This is a genomic window from Nonomuraea sp. B5E05, from assembly GCF_039880665.1.
In the GTDB taxonomy this organism is placed as follows: Bacteria; Actinomycetota; Actinomycetes; order Streptosporangiales; family Streptosporangiaceae; genus Nonomuraea.
In genome coordinates this window covers 185,590-201,734 of record NZ_JBDPMJ010000008.1, presented here as the reverse complement: position 1 = coordinate 201,734, position 16,145 = coordinate 185,590, and the positions used below count along the sequence as shown (strand labels likewise).

Genomic DNA, 16,145 nt, shown 5'->3' with positions numbered 1-16,145 from the left:
CGACTCACACCAGGCCACGGGGCTTCGATGATCGGCGCCATCGCGGACGACTTCACCGGTGCGGCCGACGTCGCGGTGGCCCTGCGCCGCCGTGGCATCCGTACCGTGCTGTTCTTCGGGCTTCCGCCGGAGGCGGCGGAACCACCCGAGCACGACGCGGTCGTGATCGCGCTGAAGACCCGGACCGCCCCCAGGGCGGACGCGGTCGCGCAGTCGCTGGCCGCGCTCGGCCGGCTGCGCTCGCGCGGCGTCCGCCAGGTCTACGTCAAATACTGCTCCACGTTCGACTCCACGGCCGAGGGGAACATCGGGCCGGTCCTCGACGCCCTGGCCGGTGCCGTGGACGTGCCCGTGGTCGCCATGACGCCCAGCTCGCCCGAGCACGGGCGCACGCAGTACAACGGCTATCTCTTCGTCGGTGACGTGCTGCTCAGCGAGTCGCACATGCGGCACCATCCCCTGACCCCGATGACCGACTCGTACCTGCCGCGCCTGATGGAGGGCCAGAGCGCGCACCGGGCGGCCGTCGTGACGCTGGCGCAGGTCCGGGAAGGGGCCATCGGGCGGCGGCTGGCCGAGCTGCGGGCGGAGGGCGTGCGTTACGCCCTCGTCGACGCCGTGGACGACGCCGATCTCGTGACCGCGGGGCGGGCGCTGGCGGACGCGCCGCTGGTCGCGGGCGCGGCCGGGCTCGCCGGCGGGCTCGCCGCGGCGCTCGCGCGGTCCGGGCACGACAACCCGCCCGCCCCCGCGCCGCAGGGTGCCGCGGCGGTGCTGGCGGGCAGCTGCTCGGCCCGTACGCTGGAGCAGGTCGCCGCCATGATCGAGGCGGGCAGGCCGGCCTACCGGCTGGACGCGCTGGCCGACCAGGACCCCGAGTCGCTCGCCCGGGACGCGCTCGCCTGGTACGACACGCTGGACGTCGAGGCCGGAGCGCCCCTCGTCTACGCCTCAGCCGAACCCGCGGTGTTGCGCCGCGTGCAGGAGATCGTGGGCGCGGAGCGGTCGGCCGCGATCCTGGAGTCGGCGCTGGGCCGCGTCGCGCAGGGGCTGGTCGAGCGTGGTGTCAGCCGCGTGATCTCGGCCGGCGGCGAGACCTCGGGGGCCGTCGTGAGCGCGCTCGGCGTGCCGGGCGGGCTGATCGGTGCGGAGGCGGCGCGCGGCGTGCCCTGGATCCACACGACCTCCGGTCTCGCACTGCTGCTCAAGTCAGGCAACTTCGGCGACCCCGGCCTGCTGGTGGACGCCTCACGATAACCGGCCAGCCAGGATCCGCCGGCCGAGCCCTCACGACCACCCACAAGCCCGAGCCGCCGGCCGAGCTCTCACAAGGACCCGCGAGCCGGTGGAGTCGGAGGGCTGGGAGGCGGCGCAGGGGCGGATTCCTGATCGACCACACGCTCAGTCGAGCATCCCTCGGCGGCGGGCCGCCGCCGCGGCCTGGGTGCGGGTGGACACCTCCAGCTTGGCCAGGATGTTGGAGACGTGCACGCTCACCGTCTTCTGCGCGATGAACAGCCGCTCAGCGATCTCCCGGTTGGTGAGCCCCTCCGCGACCAGGCGCAGCACCTCGGACTCGCGGGCCGTGAGCCCTCCGTCGCCCGCCCCGTGGCCACCGCCGGAACGACCCCCGCGTCCCTGACCGCCGGAACGACCCCCACGCCCTCCGTCGCCGAAGCGGGCCCTGCGGCCGAACTCGTGCAGCGCGTTCTCCAGCGGCGCGGCGCGCAGCTTGCCCGCCGTCTCCCTGGCGAGATCCCACTCCGCCTGGGCGGCCTCGCGGTCACCGGCGGCGAGCAGTGCCTCGGCCAGCCGCCAGCGGGCACGCGCGGTCTCGTAGACGAACCCGTAGTCGAAGGTCTCCACCACCTGCCGCCACAGGTCCACGTCGAGCCGGCCGTGCACGCGGTGCCACTCGGCCTCCACGCGCAGCCCCCACGCCTGGCCTTCGGGGCCCAGGTGGCCGCCCTCGCCGGCGGGGCCGACGTCGAGAGCGGCACGGGAGCGGCGGCGCAGCTCGTCGGCGCCGTCGGTGCTGCCGAGCTCCGCCAGCGCCCACAGCCCGACGGCGGCCATGCGTACGTTGCCCGACTCGCCCTCGACCAGCCGGTCCATGACCGCGTGCACGTGGTCGAGCGCGGCCCGGGGGTCGCCGTTCCACAGGGCGTGCTCGGCGGCCAGGCCCCGGGACATGTAGGCGGCCAGCTCGTCGGACCAGAACGGCCGCAACCAGCCCAGCCGGCTCTCCACCGTCGGCAGACCGCGCGCCACCTCGACGAACAGCGCGAACGACGACAGGATCGCCTCGGGCACGGTGCCCACCCGGGCGGGGAAGCCGGCCGCGACCGTCTCCGCCTGGTCCCACTCGCCCGCGACGTAGTGGATGAGGAAACGCAGGAAGCGCAGGTCGGTGCCGTAGGTGCTCCACTTGAGGCCGGTCTCGAACGCCATGCGGATGCCTTCGTCGGCCACCTCCGCCGCGTGGCCGAGCAGGCCGCCCTCGTAGTGGATGCGGGCGTGGTGGAAGCGGGCGCGAAGGTCCATCGCCAGGTCGCCTGAGGCCTCGGCGGCAGCGGTTTTGATCAGCTCGTGGGCCCGGCCGACGTCACCCCGGTATTCGGCGTAGGTGGCCAGCGTGAGAAGCGCCCCGACCTCGGCGTCCCTGGCCCCGCAGGCGCGGGCGACGTCGAGCGCGCGGGCGGTCAGGCCCTCGATCTCGCGGCGGCGCGGGCTCCAGAGCAGCGTGCGGGCCTGGGTGGCGAGGGCACGGGCGAGCTGCGGCCGGTCGTGCGCGGTCTGGACCGCGCGCTCGGCGGCCGCGATCGCGGCCGCCTGGTCGTCGGCGTCGTAGAGGTAGTAGCCGAGCCGCTCGAGCACCTCGGAGGTCTGCGGCAGGGCCCTGAGCCGGTTGATCGCGCGGTGGTTGTCGCCGGCGCCGGCCGCCATGACGGCGCTGCGGAACGCCAGCTCCTCTCGGCTCTCCCCGGCCAGCTCCGCCGCGCCGTCGACCCGCTCCCACAGGCCGAGCGCCCGGTCGTAGTGGTCGTGAGCCTCGGCGGGGGCTCCGAGGAGCGCGGCCTGGCGGCCCGCCTCGACGGAGGCCGCCAGCGCCCCGGTCAGGTCGTGGCCGGCGAGATGGTGGTGGGCCAGCTCGGCGGGAGAGGAGAGCAGCCGGGCGAAGGCGGCGTGCAGCCTGGTGCGCTCGCCGGGCAGCAGGTCGGTGTAGACGGCCTCCTGCAGCAGAGCGTGGCGGAAGGTGTAGCCGTAGCCGTCGACCCTGAGCAGCCCGCGCGAGACGATCTCCCGCACCGCCTCCTCGAACTCCGCCAGCGGCAGCCCGGACACCTCCCGCAGCAGCTCGTCCTCCACCCTGCGCACCGCCACGGCGGCGGCCCGCAACACGCGCTGCCCGGCCTCCGACAGCACCTCGACCCTGGACATCAGCAGGCTGGCGAGCTCATCGGGCAGCTCGTCGCCCTCGGCCATGGCCGCGAAGAGCTCCTCCGCGTAGAACGGGTTGCCGTCGGCCCTGGACACGATGAGCCCGAGCTCCCGAACGCCCACCTCACCCATCGTGGCGACATAGTCAGACATGTCACCCTCGCTCAGCGGCCCCAGCTCGACGTGCGTCACCGTCGGGAGCCGCTTCAGCTCCGCCAGCACCGAGCGCAGCGGATGGCGGCGATGGAGATCGTCGGTGCGATAGGTGCCGACGACGCAGACCCGCTCGGTCTGCACCATGCGGCTGAGGAAGACCAGCAGGTCACGGGTGGACCGGTCGGCCCAGTGCAGGTCTTCGATGACGAACAGCACCGGCTGCACGTCGGCCAGCAGCCCGAGCAGCGACCCGAACAGCCGCTGCTGGGTGAGCCCCGCCGACTGCGCGCTCTCCATGCCGGGGAGCAGCTGGCCCAGCATCGGATGGGCGGCGGCGGCCTCGCGCACCTTCGGCTCCGCGCCGCGCAGCGCGTCGGCCAGCGGCAGGTAGGGCAGCGCGTCGCCCAGCTCGGCGCACTGGCCGGCCAGCACGTGGAAACCCCAATCGCGGGCCTCGGCGACCAGCTCGGTGACCAGCCGGGTCTTGCCGATGCCGGCGTCGCCGCCGACGAGGGCGACGCCCGCCGTGCCGTCGGCGGCCGACCGCACCACCCGCACGAGCCTGGCCAGCTCAGCAGAGCGCCCGACGAGGAGACCTTTCACGCCAGAAACGATGCCACGCCCCTCCGACACTTTATTGGTCCGGGGAAACGGCCTCCGATTGGCCCTGATCTCCCTACCAAAAGCATTTTACGCTGCTCATTCGTGATTCCTCCAACAACGTATGCCCTCTTCGTGGCCGCCTCGCTCGCCCTGATCCTCATCCCGGGACCGAACCACCTCTACATCACCGCCAGAGGCCTCGCCCAGGGCCGGGCGGCCGGCCTGGCCAGCGCGCTCGGCGTCGAGATCGGCACACTCGTGCACATCGCGGCGGCCGCCGCGGGCCTGTCGTACGTGATCTCGCAGTCGGCGACGCTCTTCGCGATCGTCAAGTGGGCGGGCGTCGCCTACCTCGTCTACCTGGGCATCCGCGCGTTCATGGGCAAGGACGCCGAGACCGGGACACCGCTTCGGCAGCCGCTGCGCAAGGTGTTCCTCGAAGGCGTGCTGGTCAACGTGCTCAACCCCAAGGTGGCGCTGTTCTTCCTGGCGTTCCTGCCGCAGTTCGTCGACCCCGGCGCGGGCTCCCCGACCGTGCAGGTGGTGGTGTTCGGGCTCACGGCGCTGCTCCTGGGGCTGGTGTCGGACGTCGTGTACGCGTTCGCCGCCGGCGCGCTGGGCCGCCGCCTGCGCCGCAGGGCCAGGGCGCTCCGGTACGTCAGCGGCGTCGTCTACCTCGGTCTGGGAGTGGCCACCGCGTTCGCCGGAAGAAGATGATCCGTACCGATGCCGGAGCCGCGCCGCGAGACGGGTACGGCGATTCAGAGGGCCAGCGCCGCCGGGATGCGGTCGAGCACAGGGCGGGGCGCCAGCCCGTACGCGTAGAAGTCGACCGCGAGCGCCCCCGCCGCCTTGGCGCCGCGGGCCTTGGCCACCAGCCGGTCGGCCGAGTCGCTGTCGGGATGGCCCGGCCGCAGCACGGCACGCACCTCACGATCCTTGCCCACGGACCGCAGGTAGGCTCCCACGTCGTCGGCCACCCTGGCCGCGTCGCGCGCGTAGGCCAGCACCCCGAAGGCGGGCACCAGGTCGCCGAGCGCCACCAGGTCGACGCCGAGCTGCCAGGCGTCATGGGCGGCCGGCCCCGGCGTGGGCAGCCCGTCGGTGCAGCCCTTGACCGCGCCCGTGGAGTCGATGAACACCAGCTTGGAGCCCTCGTCCGCCACGGCGGAGGCCACCTCGGACACCAGCGTGGTCACGGTCTCCGACCGGGCCCTGGCGTAGGCCACGACCTCCGGCCCCGCGTACGCGGTCAGCGCCGCCCTGGTCACCTCGCCCTGCGCGGCCGGGTCGCCGTCGAGCACGCCGCCCACGATCCTCGCGCACTCGTCGCGCGCCCCGTCGGCGTTCACGCCCAGGTCGGTGGCCCTGCGCATGCAGTAGTCGCAGAAGCAGAGCCCGAACAGGTAGGTGTCCATCGGCCCGAGCGGCACGAACGAGCGCTGCGGCCTGAGCGGCCTGAAGTGCAGCGACTCGGCCACCACGCTGTCGACTCCGAGCCTGGCCACCGCCCTGGCCAGCGCGACCGCGTATTCGCGTACGTCGGGGTGGGCGGGGCACAAGTCGGTGAGCGAGCCACGGTCGCCGAAGCAGTCGCGGACCGTCACGTCCGGATGTTTCACACCGAGCGTGGCGTTACGCAGGAAGACTGTCCATCCGTGGAGCTTCATGGAGCGTTGCGCACAGGCTTCGCGAAGCCCATCGAAAGCATCCTGGTAGCCCGGCACGGGAGCGAGCCGGAGCCCGGCGAACAGGTCGGGTGGCGGGGTGAAGTGGGCACCGTCGTGGCGGATGGTCAGCCGGGACAGTCCGTGCGGGGTGACGTCGCGTGAGGCGTGGTGCACGGCGCCGACGGTGACGCCGCGCACGCCGTACGCGCTGATGGTGTCGAGCACCCGCTCGACGCCCTCGCCGCGCAGGTCCTCGACGAAGGCGTATACCGAACTGTCCACAAACAGACCTTAAGCGCTCTTGTGCGCGACGAAGTCGATCTCCACCAGGATGTCCATCAGCTCGGACCCCACGGTGGTGCGTACGGGGAAGGGCGGGTTGAAGTACGACTTGTACACCTCGTTGTACGCGGCGAAGTCGCGCTTGAGGTGCTGCAGGTGGACCGTGGCCTTGACCACGTCGTCGAAGCCGAGGCCGTGCGCGGCGAGGATGGCGCCGAGGTTGCGCATGACCCGGTGGGTCTGGGTGGCGACGTCGTCGCCGTCGACCTCGCCGGTCTGCGGGTCGATCGGCCCCATGCCGGAGGTGTAGACGAAGTCGCCCACCACGAGCCCCTGGGAGTAGGCGCCGATCGGGGCGGCGCCCTCGGTGGTCCTGAGCTCCTTCTTCACGATTTCTCCCTAGAAGTTGGTGTGTATCGTGCCAACGACACGGTAGTCCTGGTCCACCAGAGGCAGCTCGCGCCACTTGTCGAACGCGGTGCAGGGGTGCGAGATGCCGAAGGCCATCAGGTCACCGACCTCCAGCCCGTCGCCGCGCACCAGCGTGTGCTGGTCCTGCATCTTCGTGACGGTGACGCCGGCTCGCCGCGGGATGGGCAGCCCTTCGTCGTACGGTGCGTCACGCTTGCCCATGCCGACGACCGCCAGCCCCGGCTCGGGCGTGGAGAGCACGTGCGCCCACACCTCCAGCGCCGGCCGCAGCTCGCCCTGGATGCGGGTGAACGGCGTGCGCTCGCGGTAGTAGCCGTCGTCGTGGGTGACGTAGGCACCGCTGCGCAGCAGGATGCGGGCCTGGGTGGCGACGAGTTCGCGCCCGATCACGTCGAACCACTGGCTGCCGCCCACGGTCAGGATCGGGTCGCGGACGCGGAGGTAGGCGAGCGCCTCCTGCAACGAGCCCAGATATTTCCGGACATCGTCGGCGGTCTTGAGCGCGCCCTCGTACCCCGCGATCCCCGCCGGCTCGACCCCGGGCGTCTCCTGCGCGCAGGCCACCACCGCCAGCAGGTCGTCCAGCGAACGGCACCCGGCACGCCCGCCTTCGTGCCCCAGCTCCACCAGCACCCGGAACGGCCGCGACCCCGCGTGGCGGGCCAGGATGCCGATCCCGGCCACCGAGTCGGCGAAGCTCAGGAACTCGAACGCGGGATCGCGCTCCAGCTCGCCGGCCGCCCAGGCCAGCCCCGCCGGGTCGACGATCTGGTTGGCGACCATGATCCGGCTCGCCCCGAACCCCCTGGCCGCCTCGGCCTGGCGCGACGTGGCGACGGTCAGCCCCCAGGCGCCCGCTTTGAGCTGGAGCGCGGCGATCTCAGCGGACATGTGCGTCTTGACGTGCGGCGCGAGCTCCATGCCGTGGTCGCGGGCGAAGGCCGCCATCGTCGCCACGTTGTGCTCGAGCGCGTCCTGGCGCACCACCATCAGCGGGAAACCGAGCGCTCCGTCGAAGATCGACCGCCCGAGCGTCTCCTGCACAAGCTCCCTTTCCCTCAGCGTCCGACGCCATCCTGACATCTCTGACATCCCGGCCCATCCCGGCATCACGGCTTGAGCGCCCGCCCGGGTGTGGCGCCGGTCAGCTCTCCCCCGGCCAGCACGCGCACCCCTGACACGAGCACGTCGTCCACGCCGGACGCGAGCGTGCGCGGAGCGGCGTACGTCGCCAGGTCGGCCACCGTGCCGGGATCGAACACCACCACGTCGGCCGCGAACCCGCCCCGCACCAGCCCCCGGTCGGCCAGCCCGAACCGCCGGGCCGGATGCGCGGCCAGATGCACCGCGGCCTGCTCCCACGTCCAGTCGCCGAGCTCCCTGACATGCCGGCCAAGGAACCGGGCGAACGCCCCGAACCCGCGCGGATGCGGATGACCGCCCACATAGATTCCGTCGGAGCCGCCGGTCTGGGACGGATGGCGCAACATCCGGCGTACGGACTCCTCGCCCTCGGGGCCTTCGTCGGGGCGGGCGGACACCACGCCCGCCTCCAGCCGCGTCTCGCTCAGGAGGCGGCGGCAGAACGCGGCCGGCTCCAGCCCCGCCCGCTCGGCCGCCGCCACCATGGTCAGGCCCTCCGCCCACTCCAGCCCGGGCGCGTGCGAGACGGTCAGCCTCGGCCAGGTGCCGGCCAGCGTCGGCCACCAATCGTCCAGCCCGTCAGAGGCGATCATCTCCAGGGCGCGGTCGGTCTCGGCCCCGGGCACGGACGGCGGCAGCACGACTATGGCCAGGATCGTGTTGCCGCGCAGGTAGGGGTAGGTGTCGAAGGTCAGGTCGACGCCCTCGCCGAGCGCCTGCTCGACCAGCGGCAGCAGCACGCCGGCGGGGCCGTGCAGGTGGGAGACGTGCACCGCGGCGCCGGAGCGCCGGGCGATGTCCACGACCTCGGCCATGCCGACCCCGGCCTGCGGACCGTAGGCGCGCATGTGGGTGACGTACGGGAGGCCGCCGAGCGGGGCGCACAGCGCCGCCAACTCCTCGGCGGAGGCGTAGCGGCCCGGCAGGTATTCGAGCCCGCTCGACAGGCCCGCCGCGCCCTCGGAGAGCCCGCGCTCGACGTGCCGCACCATCGCCGCGAGGTCGCCCGCCGAGGCGGGAGCGGGCGACGGGCCCATGACGTCGTAGCGGATGGTGCCGTGCGGCAGGAGGTAGGCGGTGTTCAGCGCCACCGCCCGGTCGTAGCCGTCGAGCAGCTCCCCCACGGTCAGCGGCCCGCCCTGCGGCGCCCGGCCGGACGGGGACCCGTCCTGCGGCGCGCCGTTGGACAGTGGCCCGTTGACGGCGGCGAAATAGCGGGCGGCGTAGGCGACGGTCGCGGCCGAGCCGGGCGCGAAGGACAGGCCGTCCTGCCCGAGCACGAACGTGGTCACCCCCTGCCGGAGCGCCGCCCGCTGCACGACCGGGTCGAACACGGCCGCGTCGCCGTGGGCATGGCAGTCCACGAAGCCGGGTGCGACGAACCGGCCCGACGCGTCGATCACGGTCTCGGCCTGCGCATCGTCCAGCCTGCCGACCGCCGCGATCCTGTCGCCGGAGACCGCCACATCCGCCCGGAACGGCGGGGCGCCCGTGCCGTCGAGCACCCTGCCGCCGCTGATGACTACGTCGAACCTCACCCAAGGATTCAATCAGAGCCGCGGTACGGCTTCGGGCCGCACTCCACGGACTCGTTGACCGGATGTTCGGCCAGCAGGTCGCGGGCCTGCGAGCGGGCGAGGTTCCAGCCGTTCCACGGATCGGGGCGGTCCAGCCCGTTGGCCTCGACCACGTCGGCGAGCACGCAACTGCGCTGCGGCTCGGGCAGCCGGTCCAGGGCCGGCACGGCCTCCGCGCCGAGATCGCCCAGATAGTCGGAGTCCAGCTGGGTGCCGCCGCGCACCTCCAGCTGCGAGTACGCGACCTGCAGGTCCGGGTTCACCACCGCGAACGCGCCCAGGCCGAGCGCGGTGACCAGCACGACCGTACGCGGCAGCCAGCCGGAGCCGCGCCCCGCGAACCGTACCGCCCCGGCCAGCAGCACCAGCACGAACAACGCCCCCAGCCACCAGACCGTGGCCTGCACCGACAACCGCAGCCTGGACAGGCCGTAGGCGTCGGTGTAGAGGTTCATGCGGTGCAGCGCCGAGATCAGCACCACCATCGTCAGCCCGCACAACATCGCGAGCAGCCCCGCCAGCACCCAGCGCTCGCGCCGCTCGGCCCTGAGCAGCCCGCCCGCCACGGCCACGATGCCCAGCACGAACACGCTGACCACGACCAGCTGGAAGAACCCCTGCCTGGCGTACTCGGCATAGGTCAGCCCCGCCGTCCTCAGCACCCAGGCATCGCCCCCGAACAGCGCCGTGATCTGCACCGCCACGAACGACGCGAACAGCAGGTTCACCGCCGTGAGCGGCACCAGCCAGATGGCGCTGCTCACCTTGAACTTCTTCTGCGGCCCCACGGGATCGTTCACCGGCCGCAGCGCGACCAGCACCACGGCGGCCAGCAGCACGGCGAAGAGCCCGAACAGGAAGATCCGCAACGGCGCGGACTCCGCCCAGTCCGGCGTGGCGGTCACCCGCTCCAGGTAGGCGGCGAACACCGCGTCCGCCGAGGCGAACAGCAACCCGAACACCACCAGCAGCACCGCCGTGATGCCCAGGGCGGCCAGCGTCGGCATGACACGCCGCCTGGCCGTCAGCTTCTTCAGCGGCCCGGCCAGGAACCAGTGCACGGGGCCCAGCGCGAGCACCACGGACACGCCGCCTCTGATCACGCCCAGCCAGCCCGTGCCCGCCCCGGAGACCGCCAGCGCGCCCAGCCCGGCCCCCGCCACGAGCAGGATCCCGACCAGCCAGTCGGCGTCGCGCACCGCCGCCATGGAGATCAGGAAGTACGCCAGCACCCCGAACGCCACCGTCCACGGCGTCATCCGCCGCGTCACCGCCGGGAACGCCCCCGCGCCCAGCACCAGCGCCACCAGCACGAACCCCAGGCCCACCTGGGCCTGCGGCAACGCCACCGCCGCGAACACCCCGGCCCCCACCGCCGCGGGCAACAACCAGCGGGGCGCGTCGGGCAGGTCGGGCTTGGGGAACAGCGGCGGCGGCACGTACGGCGGCGGCCCCACCGGCCCACCCCCCGTCCCCACGTAGGCACCCGGCCCCGCGGGGACGCCTGGTCCGGCCTGGCCGCCTGCGGGACGTGCCGGTCCGGCCGCCGCGCCGCCGTGGCCGGTCATCGCCCCCGCCTGCCAGCCCGCGACTCCTGCCTGCCCCTGGTAGGGACCCACCCGGTACGCCGCCTCAGCTGTGCGCCGCGCTGACCCCGCCCCCATGGCCACGCCCACGGCACCCATGAGGACCACGCTCACGACGAGCGTGACCAGGGCGAATCCGGCTCCCACGGCAATGCTGGCGAACACGGCGGCGAACAGCCCCACCGCGAAGCCGACCAGCACCCCGACGACCCCGCCGCCGATCATCCTGGCGTAGCTCGCGCCGACGGGCGGTGACCCGCCGGGCACGGTCGCGTCCACGGCTCTCCCCCCAGCCGTCGCCACGACGCCACCGGCCGCATGACCCGCCGAGGCCGCCGCGACGGCACCGGCGTCCGCCGCAGTAACGCCCTCGACACCACGGCCGGCCGTCCCTGCCCCCGCCGGCGAACCAGCCCCGACACCACGGCCGGCCGACACGACCGGAGCAGCACCATCATCACGAGCCGACGCGAGCGGAGCAGCCCCGTCACCACGACCGGCCTCCGGTGCGGACCATGCCGTGGCGCCTTCGGCAGACGCCGGCTCCCCGCTGTCACCTGGGGCGGTCGCGACGCTCATCACGGCACCGGCACCGGCGGGAGCGGCCTGAGTCCCCTGCGATCCCGGCTGTGCCCTTCCGTCGTCCGCCGTGGCGACCGCGCCCTCCACAACGTCGTTCCCCCGTCCCGCGACGATCCCCGGAACGGCCCCCGATGCAGGAACGGCTCCCGGTGCGGAAGCGGCCGCAGGTGTCGGGGCGCCCCCCGGTGCGGGACCGGCCTCGGGCGCCGATGCGGCGTCCGCGCCAGGATCGGCGACAACCCTTTCCAGCGCCCTGCTCTCAACGGCCGGCGACCGTTCGTCCCCCGTGCTTCGTTCGTGTTCCAATGGCGTGTCCGCCATCGTCGTCCTCCCTGGTAATTCGACGACCATCCGGCACCCCGGCCAGTCGTCGATGCGGATGGAACCCCCGTGCAGCTCGACGATCTCCTTCACGATGGCCAGCCCCAGTCCCGCGCCCCCCGCGTCGGCGGTGCGTCCCGCGTCCAGCCGGGAGAAGCGTTCGAAGACGCGTTCCCTGGCCGCCGCCGGGATGCCGGGCCCCGGGTCGGTGACGGCGAGCCGTACCGCGTCGCCCTCTTCGGCGCCGCTGACGGTGACCACGCCGCCCGGCGGGCTGTGGCGTACGGCGTTGTCGAGGAGGTTGGACAGGACCTGGGCGAGCAGGTCGGGGTCGGCGCGCACCCCCAGCCGGCCCGGGACCGCCGACCGGATGGTGACGTCGTCGCGGGCCAGCGACGCCTCGCGGACCGCCTGCTCGACGAGCCGCGCCAGTTCGACGGGCTCGGGCTCGATGAGGCGTACCCCGGAGTCCAGCCGCGACAGGTCGAGCAGCTGGGCGACGAGCCGTCCGAGCCGCTCGGTCTGGGCGAGCGCGGTGGACATGGTGACGGGGTCGGGCGCGGAGACGCCGTCCACGACGTTCTCGAGGATGGCGCGGAGCCCGGTGATGGGCGTGCGGAGCTCGTGGCTGACGTTCGCGACGAGCTCGCGCCGCTGCCGGTCGACCTCGCCGAGGTCGGCCGCCATCGCGTTGAACGCCCTGGCCAGCTCCCCCACCTCGTCGCGCGAGGTGGCGCTGACGCGCAGCGTGTAGCTGCCCTTGGCGATCGTCTGGGCGGCGCTGGCCATCTGGCGCAGCGGCTTGGTCATGCCCATGGCCAGCACCTGCACCATGATCAACGCCAGGACGACGGCGACCGCGATGCGCACCTCGCCGGCCAGGCCGGAGGCGATGCCGACCTCGTTCACCACGAACGCCGTGCCCACGGCCAGCACGATGACGATGCCGAGCTTGACCTTGATCCGGCCGAGGAAGTCGAGCGGCCTCATTGGCGCACCAGCGCGTAGCCGACGCCGTGGACGGTGCGCACCACGTCGGAGCCGAGCTTGCGGCGCAGCGCCCGTACGTGGCTGTCGACGGTCCTGGTCGCGGCGGCTTCGGAGAAGCCCCACACGTCGGACAGCAGCCGGTCGCGCTCGAAGACCTGTCCCGGCCGCTCGGCCAGGCGCCGCAGCAGGTCGAACTCCGTCCTGGTGAGCTGCGCCTCCGCGCCGCGCACGAACACCCTGCGGGCCGCGGTGTCGATCTCGACCTCGCCGACCCTGATCACGGTGTCCTCGACGGCGAGCTGGGAGGCGCGTTCGACCCTGCGCAGCAGCGCGTGGATCCGCGCGACCAGCTCGCGCATGCTGAACGGCTTGGCCAGGTAGTCGTCCGCCCCGACGCCGAGCCCGACGAGCACGTCGGTCTCGTCGCCGAGCGCGGTCAGCATGAGCACGGGCACCGGCCTGGCCGCCTGCATCCGGCGGCACACCTCCAATCCGTCGAGACCGGGCAGCAGCCGGTCGAGGATCACCAGGTCGGGTTCGGCCCTGCCGTACTGGACGAGGGCGTCCTGCCCGTCGCCCGCCGCCCTGACGTCGAAGCCCTCGGCCGCCAGCCTGTTCCTGACGGCCAGGGCGATCGTCACATCGTCCTCGACCACGAGGATGCGCCGCTGCTCTGCCACGTACGGAAGCCTAGAAGCGCGCTGTGCAGACGACACTGCTGAATCTGTGCACATCCGGTGCAGACTGGGCGGGTGAACACCGCCGCATATCTGCGCCGCCTCGGCCTGCCCGGCCTGCTCGGCGCTCCCGTCAGCGTTGAGAATCTGCGGGCTCTGCACGCCGCGCACGTCGAACGGGTCTCGTACGAGGTCCTGGAGATCTGGCTGGGCCGCCCCACCACCGTCGATCCCGCCGAGTCGGCCGAGCGGATCATCCGCGGCCGGGGCGGCTACTGCTACCACCTCAACGGCGCGTTCTCCGGGCTGATCGAGGCGCTCGGCTACGACGTGACCCGGCATGTCGGCGGCGTCCAGAACCGGGGCGCCGAGCCGGGCATCACCGGCAACCACCTGGTGCTCACCGTGCGCGGCCTGCCCTCTGACGGCAACCCGGGCGGCGAGTGGCTGGTCGACGTCGGGCTCGGCGACGGCCTGCACGAGCCGCTCCCGCTGGTCGCCGGCTCCTACCGGCAGGGCCCTTTCACGTACGGGCTGCGCCCCTCGGAGGTCGCGCCCGGCGGCTGGCGGTTCGACCACGATCCGAGTGGTTCGTTCGAAGGTATGGACTTTGATCCGGCGCCCACGGATATGTCGGCCTTCGTCAGCATGCATGACCATTTGACGACGTCCCCGACGTCCGGGTTCGTCCGGGTCGCCGTCGTGCAACGGCGCGACGGCTCGGGCGTCGACCTTCTGCGCGGGCTGGAGCTGCGCCGCGTGGGGACGGGCGCACACACGATCATCCTGGACACGGCCCGCGACTATTTCGCGGCCCTGGCGGACGTGTTCGCGCTGCCGCTCGACGACGTGAGCACCCAGGAGAAGGAGAAGCTCTGGCGCAAGATCGACGAGGCGCACAGGGCCTGGCTGGCGGGCGATCACGCGTGATGGCCACGCGTGCGCACGGGCGCTATCGTGCACCTCGAGATGGGTGAGACCAGCAGGCTGGCCGGCCGCTACCGGCTGCTCAACCCCCTGGGCGCGGGGTCCGTCCTCCTGGCCTTCGACGAGGTGCGCCATCGTGACGTCGCGGTCAGGCGGCTGCGCGTGCCCGCCGAGCTGCGCGACGCCGCGCTGCACGAGGCCCGCCGGGCCACCACGCTGCGGCACGCCTCGATCGTGCGGGTGCTGGACGTCGTGATCGAGGATCGCACGCCGTGGCTGGTGATGGAGTTCGTCTCGGGCGCCTCGCTGGAGCAGGCCGTGCGTTCCCGCCGGCCGCTGCCCGTCCAGCAGGCGGCGAGGGTCGGGGTGTGCGTCCTGTCGGCGCTGGCCACCGCGCACGAGGCGGGCGTCGTGCACGGGCGGGTCGATCCCGGCAACGTGCTGCTCACCACGACGGGCCGGGCGGTGCTCACGGGGTTCGGCTTTCCCAGCCTCAGCATGCTGCCGTCCGCCGACCTGTGGTCGATGGCCGCCACGCTGCACTTCGCGATCGAGGGCCGCCCGCCCGGCCAGATGCCCGCGGAGGGCGCCGACCCGCTCAGGTCCCTGGTCAGGGCGATGTTGCACCCGGCGGGGGCACCGCCGATGGACGTGGTACGCGAGACGCTCGACCGGCTGGCCGTGGACCGCCCGCTCGACGCGGTGCTCGCGGCCTCGGGCCCGCTGCCGCCCCCGGGCGCGGCCGCGATCGGGGTGGCCCTGCTCGACCGCCTGCTGGCCGTCGGCGAGTTCCACGGCGGGGTGCAGCCGGGCAACGTCATGATCGACGGCGGCGGGCGGGCGCGGCTCCTGCCGCTGCTGCGCGCGGGCACGCTCCCCGCCTACACCGCCCCCGAGGCCGCCCAGAGCCAGGAGGCCGATCTGTGGTCGCTGGGCGCGACGCTCTTCACCGCGGTCGAGGGTGCTCCCCCCGCCCCTGGTGCGCGGCTGACGAGGGCGGGAGCGCTGGCGCCTGTCCTGTTACGGCTGCTGGCGGGGCATCCGCAGGACCGTCCGACCCCCGACGAGCTCCGCTCCGACCTTCTCGCGATCATGGCTCAACAGGGGTGAAAGCCTGCGCAACGATTGCGATACATCGCGAGCGGAACAACGACGGCGGCCCCACTCGTTGGACAGGCGACGCACAATGTGGAAGAGGCGGGGCGCGCGCTCCGCGTTCGGAGGATGTTGAGGATGTCGCCAGTCCAGAAGTACGCCATCGGTGCGGGCGCCGCGGTCCTGCTGTCACTGATGATCTTTGGCGCCGGCTTTGTCACCCTGCTGGTCGTCCTCGGCGTGGTCGCAGCTCCGGTGATCGGTTACCTGATGCTCGACCCGTCGCAGCGCGAGCGCCTCAAAAGGGCGCGCAAGCGCGGCATCGGCCGCTGAGCCCGCCCGGCGGAGGCCTCAGGCCTCCGCCGTGGTCAGCGCCGCCTGCACCCGCTGGGTCACCCTGCGCTCGACGTAGAACGACAGGAACGGCACCGTGCCGCCCAGCATGACACCGAGCATGTACGGCCACGTCCAGCGTGCCTTCATGCCCAGGTTCATGACGGTGACGAGATAGATCATGTAGAGCCCGCCGTGGATGGGGGCAATGATCTTCGACAGGGCCGCCTCGTCGAAGCCGTAACGCAGCACCATGCCGACGCACAACACCAGCAGCATGACGCCGACCACGTATGCCAGCACCCGGAAGGGCTTCAGAGCCGATTCCAC

Annotated in this window: 13 protein-coding genes; 5 read left to right on the top strand and 8 right to left on the bottom strand. The window is 73.0% G+C overall.

The features are described from left to right. The first annotated feature begins 27 nt into the window (after window positions 1-27). Window positions 28-1,257, top strand: coding sequence for a 3-oxo-tetronate kinase (gene otnK / locus ABGB01_RS17400; RefSeq protein WP_347774433.1), 1,230 nt, complete (start codon window positions 28-30; stop codon window positions 1,255-1,257). Window positions 1,258-1,401: 144 nt separating this feature from the next. Here the strand turns inward: otnK and ABGB01_RS17395 are convergent, their stop codons facing one another. Then, a complete protein-coding gene (locus ABGB01_RS17395; protein ID WP_347774431.1) occupies window positions 1,402-4,200 on the bottom strand; it encodes an AAA family ATPase in 2,799 nt (932 codons plus the stop codon). Window positions 4,201-4,302: 102 nt separating this feature from the next. Between ABGB01_RS17395 and ABGB01_RS17390 the strand changes: the two genes are divergently transcribed. After that, window positions 4,303-4,917, top strand: a complete 615-nt coding sequence (locus ABGB01_RS17390; RefSeq protein ID WP_347774430.1) for a LysE family translocator — start codon at window positions 4,303-4,305, stop codon at window positions 4,915-4,917. Between the two features lie 44 nt (window positions 4,918-4,961). Here the strand turns inward: ABGB01_RS17390 and ABGB01_RS17385 are convergent, their stop codons facing one another. From ABGB01_RS17385 to ABGB01_RS17360, 6 genes are all read right to left on the bottom strand, one after another. Further along, a complete protein-coding gene (locus ABGB01_RS17385; protein WP_347774428.1) occupies window positions 4,962-6,152 on the bottom strand; it encodes a hypothetical protein in 1,191 nt (396 codons plus the stop codon). 9 nt (window positions 6,153-6,161) lie between these two features. Next, entirely contained in the window at window positions 6,162-6,545 is a 384-nt protein-coding gene (locus ABGB01_RS17380; RefSeq protein WP_165975130.1) for a Rid family detoxifying hydrolase, read from the bottom strand. Between the two features lie 6 nt (window positions 6,546-6,551). Next, on the bottom strand, window positions 6,552-7,628 hold the full coding sequence (locus tag ABGB01_RS17375) for an alanine racemase (RefSeq protein ID WP_347774427.1): 1,077 nt from the start codon (window positions 7,626-7,628) through the stop codon (window positions 6,552-6,554). 65 nt (window positions 7,629-7,693) lie between these two features. After that, window positions 7,694-9,265 carry an amidohydrolase family protein gene (locus ABGB01_RS17370; RefSeq protein ID WP_347774425.1) on the bottom strand — a complete coding sequence of 524 codons (1,572 nt, stop codon included), beginning with the start codon at window positions 9,263-9,265 and terminating at the stop codon, window positions 7,694-7,696. Between the two features lie 8 nt (window positions 9,266-9,273). After that, entirely contained in the window at window positions 9,274-12,783 is a 3,510-nt protein-coding gene (locus ABGB01_RS17365) for a DUF4153 domain-containing protein (RefSeq protein WP_347774423.1), read from the bottom strand. After that, complete coding sequence (locus tag ABGB01_RS17360) at window positions 12,780-13,439, bottom strand: response regulator transcription factor (protein WP_347774610.1); 660 nt, start codon at window positions 13,437-13,439, stop codon at window positions 12,780-12,782. The genes ABGB01_RS17365 and ABGB01_RS17360 overlap by 4 nt, the downstream gene beginning before the upstream one ends. A 96-nt stretch (window positions 13,440-13,535) precedes the next feature. On the opposite strand from ABGB01_RS17360, the gene ABGB01_RS17355 reads away from it, so the two are divergent. From ABGB01_RS17355 to ABGB01_RS17345, 3 genes are all read left to right on the top strand, one after another. Further along, complete coding sequence (locus ABGB01_RS17355; protein WP_347774421.1) at window positions 13,536-14,390, top strand: arylamine N-acetyltransferase; 855 nt, start codon at window positions 13,536-13,538, stop codon at window positions 14,388-14,390. 39 nt (window positions 14,391-14,429) lie between these two features. Continuing rightward, a complete protein-coding gene (locus ABGB01_RS17350) occupies window positions 14,430-15,497 on the top strand; it encodes a protein kinase (protein ID WP_347774419.1) in 1,068 nt (355 codons plus the stop codon). Window positions 15,498-15,620: 123 nt separating this feature from the next. After that, entirely contained in the window at window positions 15,621-15,815 is a 195-nt protein-coding gene (locus tag ABGB01_RS17345) for a hypothetical protein (RefSeq protein WP_347774417.1), read from the top strand. 18 nt (window positions 15,816-15,833) lie between these two features. On the opposite strand, the gene ABGB01_RS17340 is transcribed toward ABGB01_RS17345, so the two are convergent. Beyond that, a complete protein-coding gene (locus tag ABGB01_RS17340) occupies window positions 15,834-16,145 on the bottom strand; it encodes a DUF3817 domain-containing protein (protein WP_347774416.1) in 312 nt (103 codons plus the stop codon).